Source organism: Streptomyces sp. NPDC006733 (assembly GCF_040636125.1).
In the GTDB taxonomy this organism is placed as follows: Bacteria; Actinomycetota; Actinomycetes; order Streptomycetales; family Streptomycetaceae; genus Actinacidiphila.
Genome location: NZ_JBEYJD010000017.1, coordinates 155,587 through 161,785, shown reverse-complemented (window position 1 = coordinate 161,785; position 6,199 = coordinate 155,587). Strand labels below are relative to the sequence as shown.

At 72.2% G+C, this 6,199-nt stretch carries 6 protein-coding genes; 2 read left to right on the top strand and 4 right to left on the bottom strand.

All coding sequences use genetic code 11. The annotated features are described in order from the left end of the window. Positions 1–636 precede the first annotated feature (636 nt). The gene (trpS, locus tag ABZ721_RS17555; protein ID WP_358789495.1) at positions 637–1,626 is read left to right on the top strand and encodes a tryptophan--tRNA ligase; all 990 of its coding nucleotides are present in this window, start codon (positions 637–639) and stop codon (positions 1,624–1,626) included. A gap of 107 nt (positions 1,627–1,733) precedes the next feature. On the opposite strand, the gene proC is transcribed toward trpS, so the two are convergent. The 3 genes from proC to ABZ721_RS17540 all read right to left on the bottom strand — a co-directional run bounded on the left by proC (position 1,734) and on the right by ABZ721_RS17540 (position 4,327). Further along, positions 1,734–2,543 carry a pyrroline-5-carboxylate reductase gene (proC, locus tag ABZ721_RS17550; protein WP_358789494.1) on the bottom strand — a complete coding sequence of 270 codons (810 nt, stop codon included), beginning with the start codon at positions 2,541–2,543 and terminating at the stop codon, positions 1,734–1,736. Between the two features lie 174 nt (positions 2,544–2,717). Next, on the bottom strand, positions 2,718–3,533 hold the full coding sequence (locus ABZ721_RS17545; protein WP_358789493.1) for an ABC transporter permease: 816 nt from the start codon (positions 3,531–3,533) through the stop codon (positions 2,718–2,720). Further along, entirely contained in the window at positions 3,530–4,327 is a 798-nt protein-coding gene (locus tag ABZ721_RS17540) for an ABC transporter ATP-binding protein (protein ID WP_358789511.1), read from the bottom strand. Before ABZ721_RS17540 ends, ABZ721_RS17545 begins: the two co-directional genes overlap by 4 nt. 151 nt (positions 4,328–4,478) lie before the next feature. On the opposite strand from ABZ721_RS17540, the gene ABZ721_RS17535 reads away from it, so the two are divergent. After that, complete coding sequence (locus ABZ721_RS17535) at positions 4,479–4,940, top strand: hypothetical protein (protein WP_358789492.1); 462 nt, start codon at positions 4,479–4,481, stop codon at positions 4,938–4,940. Positions 4,941–5,561: 621 nt separating this feature from the next. Here ABZ721_RS17535 and ABZ721_RS17530 read toward each other — a convergent pair. Then, entirely contained in the window at positions 5,562–6,071 is a 510-nt protein-coding gene (locus tag ABZ721_RS17530) for a hypothetical protein (RefSeq protein WP_358789491.1), read from the bottom strand. Between the last annotated feature and the right edge of the window lie 128 nt (positions 6,072–6,199).

The following is a 6,199-nucleotide window of genomic DNA, read 5'->3' as shown; positions in this document are numbered from 1 at the left end:
GTTGAGTTCTCAAGGAACGGACGCTTCCTTCGGTGCCGTTTCACCGGCGCCCTCCGGGCTTCCCTTCGTGTTTCCGACTCTATCAGACGCTTTCGTGTCCGATTCCCAGTCAGCGGGTTTCGCCCTGTTCGCTTTCGCGCTTTCCGGCGATTCCGACTCTATCAGAACCTTTCGGGCCTGACCCCCAGTCAGCGGGGTTCGCCATCCGGGCCGTTGAGCCCTTCCGACGAGTGAAACTTTAGCGGAACTTCGGCTTCCGATCCAATCGGCTGCTTTCCGTTCCCATTCCGAAAACGCACACGAAAACAAAACGACAGCACGTCGCTCGTTCGAGTGGATGTTGTGATCGGAGTGGCTGCCTCGGGACCGACTCGCGTCGGCGTTCACCGGCGGGCAACTCGGAGAACACTACGCACGCGACCCGGCTTCGTCAACCCCATGCCAGGGAGGCCACCCGGGAGTACCCTGAGCCGCATGACGAAGCATGCGCACACCCAGCAGTGGTGGGCCGCCTGAAGGCGGCCGACCCTTGCAGCGCATGCACCCAACGGCCGCCGCTCCGGCGGCCGTTCGCGTATCTCGACCTTGACGCCCGGCCGGTGACAGCGGCGGTCACGACAAGAAGAGGACTTCGAGATGACGCGCATCTTCAGCGGAGTGACACCGTCCGGGCACCTCACCCTGGGGAACTACCTCGGGGCCATCCAGCGGTGGGTCGCGGTCGACCAGCACCGGAGCCCGCACCCGGAGGACGCTCTCTTCAGCGTCGTGGACCTGCACGCACTCACCACCGAGCACGAACCGGCACGGGTTCGACGGCTCACACGGCAGACGGCGACACTCCTGCTGGCGGCCGGGCTCGATCCAAAGGTGTGCACCGTATTCGTGCAGAGCCACGTGGACGAGCACACGCGCTTGTCCTACGTATTGGAGTGCACAGCCACCGACGGAGAACTGCGCCGGATGATCCAGTACAAGGAGAAATCCGCGAAGCAGCAAACAGTGCGCGTCTCGCTGCTCACCTATCCGGTGCTGATGGCGGCGGACATCCTGGCGTACCGGACCGACGAGGTGCCGGTCGGTGACGACCAGTCGCAGCACGTCGAGCTGACCCGCGATCTGGCCGTCCGCTTCAACCAGCGGTACGGGCACACGTTCACCGTGCCCCGTGCGGTGGTGCCGCCGGTGGCGGCGCGGGTGATGGATCTGCAGGATCCGGATTCCAAGATGAGCAAGTCCGCGACGGCGACGACCGGGACCGTCTCGCTGCTCGACGAGCCGGACGTGATCCGCCGGAAGGTCATGCGGGCGGTGACGGACAGCGGGTCCGACGTGGAGTACGACCGGGTGGAGCGGCCGGGGCTCGCGAATCTGCTGGAGATCCTGGCCGCCTGCACCGGAGGGGAGCCGGAGGCGCTGGCCGCGGAGTACGACTCGTACGGCGCGGTGAAGAAGGACGTGGCCGAGGCGGTGGTCGAGCTGCTGCGGCCGTTGCAGGAGCGTCACGCCGCGCTCTGCGCCGACCCCGGGTACCTCGAAGGGGTGCTGCGGGACGGCGCGGAGCGGGCGCGGGCCCTCGCGCGGCCGACGGTGGACGCCGCCTACCGGGCGATCGGGCTGCTGTGAGGCGAGGGGGCGGGCCCCGGCCCGCCCCCTCAGCCGCTGCCGCTGCCGCTGCCGCTGCCGACGACCCGTAGCTGATGCGAACGCCCCTCAGCCCCTAGCGGCGACCCTCAGCCGTTGCCGGACGCCAGCTCGCGGCTGCGGTCGCGGGCCGCTTCGAGGGCGGCGATCAGCGCTGCCCGCACCCCGTGGTTCTCCAGCTCGCGGATGGCGCTGATGGTGGTGCCGGCCGGTGAGGTCACCGCCTCGCGGAGCTTCACCGGGTGCTCGCCGCTGTCGCGCAGCATCACGGCGGCGCCGATCGCCGACTGGACGATCAGGTCGTGCGCCTGGGCGCGGGGCAGGCCGAGCAGGATGCCGGCGTCGGTCATGGCCTCGACCAGGTAGTAGAAGTACGCGGGCCCCGAGCCGGAGAGCGCGGTCGCGGCGTCCTGGTGCTTCTCGGGGACGCGCAGCGTCTTGCCGACCGGCTTGAAGATGTCCTCGGTGCGGATGAGGTGCGCCTCGGTGGCGTGGCTGCCCGCGGAGATCACGGACATGCCCTCGTCGACGAGCACCGGTGTGTTCGGCATGACGCGGACGACCGCGAGCCCTTCCGTGAGCCGCTCCTCGAAGAACGCGGTCGGGATGCCGGCGGCCGCGCTGATGACGAGGCGGTCGGCGTCGACGTGCGGCGCCAGCTCGTCGAGGAGGGCCCCCATGTCCTGCGGCTTCGCCGCGAGGATGAGGGTGTCGGCGGCCTTCGCCGCCTCCGCGTTGCTGACGGACTCGACGCCGTAGCGGTCGCGCAGTTCCTCCGCGCGCTCCGGGCGCCGCGCGGTGACGAGCAGGTCGGCGGGCGACCAGCCGGCCCGGATCATGCCGGAGAGGAGGGCCTCGCCGATCTTGCCGGTGCCGAGTACGGCGACTTTCTGGGTCATGGCGGCTCACCTCAAGCGATACGGGGGGCTTTCGCCGCCATCCTCGCACCAGGCCGCCCGCCCATGGCTTGCCGTCCGACTGCCGGAACGGGCGTGGCCCAGTGGCGGGCGCGCCCCAGTGGCGGGCGTGCCCGGTGCCAGGAGTGAGTGATCCGGTATCGGGCGGTCGGCGGCTCAGACCGTGCGGCGGCGGAGGGTTGCCGCTCCCAGGGCCAGGGCGAGCAGGGCGCAGGCGGCGACGACGGCCAGGTCGCGGACGAAGTCGCCGGTGACGCCGGTGTGCTGGAGCACCTGGGTCATGCCGTCGACCGCGTACGACATGGGGAGCACGTCGGAGATGGCGGAGAGCACCGGCTGCATGGTGTCGCGCGGGACGAGGAGCCCGCACATCAGCAGCTGCGGCAGGATCACGGCCGGCATGAACTGGACGGCCTGGAACTCGCTGGCCGCGAAGGCGCTGACGAAGAGGCCGAGGGCGATGCCCAGGATCGCGTCGGCGAGCGCGATGACGAGGAGCAGCCAGGGCGAGCCGACGACGTCCAGGCCCAGCCCCCAGACGGCGAGCCCGGTGGCGAGGCAGGCCTGGACGACGGCGACGCCGCCGAAGGCGAGGGCGTAGCCGGCGAGCAGATCGGCCTTGCCGAGCGGCATGGACAGCAGGCGCTCCAGCGTGCCGGAGGTGCGTTCGCGCAGGGTGGCGATCGAGGTGACCAGGAACATCAGGATGAGCGGGAAGATGCCGAGCAATGACGCTCCGACCTGGTCGACCGTGTGCTGCTTGCCGTCGTAGACCCAGCTCAGCACCGCGAGCAGCAGGCAGGGGACGACCAGCATCAGGACGATCGTGCGGGGGTCGTGGCCGAGCTGGCGCAGGACCCGGCGGGCGGTGGCGAGGGTGCGGGAGACGGAGAACGCCCGGGGGGCTCGCACGGACGGCGTCTGCGGGGTCCGGTTCGGGAGGGTGGCGGCGGGCGTCGGGTGGGCGCTCATGTGGTCTGCTCCTGGCGGCTGTCGGGGAGGGGGACGACGTTGGAGGGGTGGTCGGAGCCCGCGTTGGCCGCGTCCACGAGGTGCAGGAACGCCTCCTCGACGGTGGCGGAGCCGGTGGATTGGCGCAGCCCGTCGGGGGTGTCGTCGGCGAGGATCTCGCCCTCGCGCATCAGCAGCAGGCGGTGGCAGCGTTCGGCCTCGTCCATGACGTGCGAGGAGATCAGGACGGTGGCGCCGCGCTCGTCGGCGAGGCGGTGGAACAGGCTCCACAGGTCGCGGCGGAGGACGGGGTCGAGGCCGACGGTGGGTTCGTCGAGGACGAGGAGTTCGGGCTCGCCGAGCAGGGCGACCGCGAGCGAGACGCGGCCGAGTTGTCCGCCGGAGAGGTTGCCGGCGAGCTGGTCGGCGTGCGGGACGAGGTCGACGTCGGTCAGGGCGCGCGCCACGTGTTCGCGGCGGGCGGCGCGGGTCAGGCCGAGGACGGACGCGTAGTAGTCGAGGTTCTGGCGCGCGGTGAGGTCGGTGTAGACGGACGGCGCCTGCGTGACGTAGCCGACGGTGGAGCGGAGCCGGGGGTGGCCGGCGGGGAGGCCGAGGACGTCGAGGGTGCCGGTGACGTGCGCCTGGGTTCCGACGATGGCGCGCATGAGGGTGGATTTGCCGCAGCCGCTGGGGCCCAGCAGACCGGTGACCTGACCGCGCGGGACGGTGAACCCGATGCCGTTCAGGACGGTGCGGGTGCCGCGGACGACGGTGAGGCCGTCGGCGCGTACCGCGGGTTCAAATTTATTCATCATGTGATGAATATGCTCCGCGGAAGGGCGGTCGTCAAGCGTCGGCGCGCTGCGGGCGCGGCCCGGCGCGTCCGGGTCGTCCGGGTCGGTCGGGGTCTGTTCAGGGTCATCCCCTATGGCGTTCACGCGGCGGCGGCAGGACCGTGGCGGTATGAGGCGTTCATCCCGCGACATCGATGTGACCAGGTCCGAGAAGCGGCAGTTGGCCGTGGCCTCGGCGACGCTCGGGCCCTGGCGGCCCGCTGCGGCCGTGGGAGCGCTGGGCGGCGGAGTGTCGCTCGCGCTCCATGCCATCGGGGGTGACTTCGGACTGGGCATGGTCGTCAGCGCCCTGTCCGTGGCCCTGATGCTCTTCTTCCTCGTCGGCGGCGCGGGCGCGGTGCTGGGCACCAGCGCCAAGGCCGACCGCCGCATCCGCCGGTGGGCGCGCGCGCACCCGTGGCAGGTGGCGGTGGTCCCGGCCGCGCTGCTCTTCGTCTCCGACTTCGTGATGCGCCAGATCCTGAGCAGCGAGGGCTTCTTCGGCAGCCTGTGGGACGGCCTGTGGCGCGGCGCGATCGTGGCGGCGGTCGTGGGCTCGGTGGGCGCGGTGGCGGCTTCGCGCCGCGGGTGACCCTCCCGGCGGGTTGGGGGGGTCCCGTCCGCGCGGGACGGGGCTGCCGTCCGCCTGCGGCGGGCGGGAAGCGGGGGCGCTAGCTGTATTGCCTCGCAGGGCTGGCCGGGGGCGGTCTCGTGGACGGCGGCCCAGCCGTCATGGCAGGGCGGAAGCAAAGGCACGGAACTCTCGACCTGGCCAGGCGGGGCGGGGCTAGCCGGGACGGTCGGTCTCGTCCGGAGCCAGACGGGGCCACTCCGCCTGCGGCGGGGCGGGGCCGGCCGGGGCGGTCCGTCTCGTCCGGACCCAGACGGGGGCTGTCCGCCTGCGGCGGAGCTGGGACGAACAGGGCCCGGCGTTCTCGACCTCGCCGGGCGGCGGCGCTACCGCCTGCGGCGGGGCCGGGTCGGAGAGATCCGGAGCTTCGCCCCGGCCGGGCAGCGGCGCTGCCGCCTCCGGCGGGGGCGGGGCCACCCGGGGCGGTCGGTCTTGTCCGGACCCGGCCCGGGGCCTGTCCGCCTGCGGCAGGGCTGGGAGGCCCGGAGCTCTTGACCTGGGCGGGCGGTGGGCTTGGGGGTTCGGCCGAACCCGGACGGGGGCCGGGCCCGTAGGGCTCGGGGTGGCGGCAGGGGGTCGCTCTTAGCCGCGCTTGCGCTTCTTCGTGGCTGCTCGGGCGGCCGGGTTGCCGGTGCGGGTGGTGCGGCGGCGGGTGTGGAGGGTGCGGGCGCGCTCGTACTCGGTGCGGTGGAGCTTCTCGCCCGGCGCCTCGATGAGGGCACGGACCGCGTAGGCGAGCAGGGTGCCGATGAAGCCGATCAGCAGGATTCCCTGCGTCGAGCTCGCCGCCGCGTCGGAGCGCGGCTCGGGGCGGCGGACGAAGCCCTCCCACGTCCTGCGGAAGGCCAGCGCGCTACAGACGGCGAACGCGACGACGACGAGCAGTCCGACGAAGCTGCCGACCTTCGCGATGCTCAGGCCCTGGAAGCCGAAGCGGAGCACGAACGCGCCCGCCGCGGCCGCCGCCAGCGCGCCGACCGCGACGCCGGCGCGGCGCAGGGCGTAGCCGCCGTCGTGGTTCACCCAGGTCGTGCCGAAGAAGCGCAGGGGCTCGGGCTGGGGGCCGTCTGAGGTCTGGGGGTCGTCGTCCACGGTTCGATTATCGCCGCACAGCGCCGCGGTCGAAGACCGTGACGGGGCCGCGGCGGGTGATTCGAGAATTCCGTCCACCGGAGCGCGGCACGCGCACCCGGCACAGCGCAGCCGCCGGAGACCGCTGC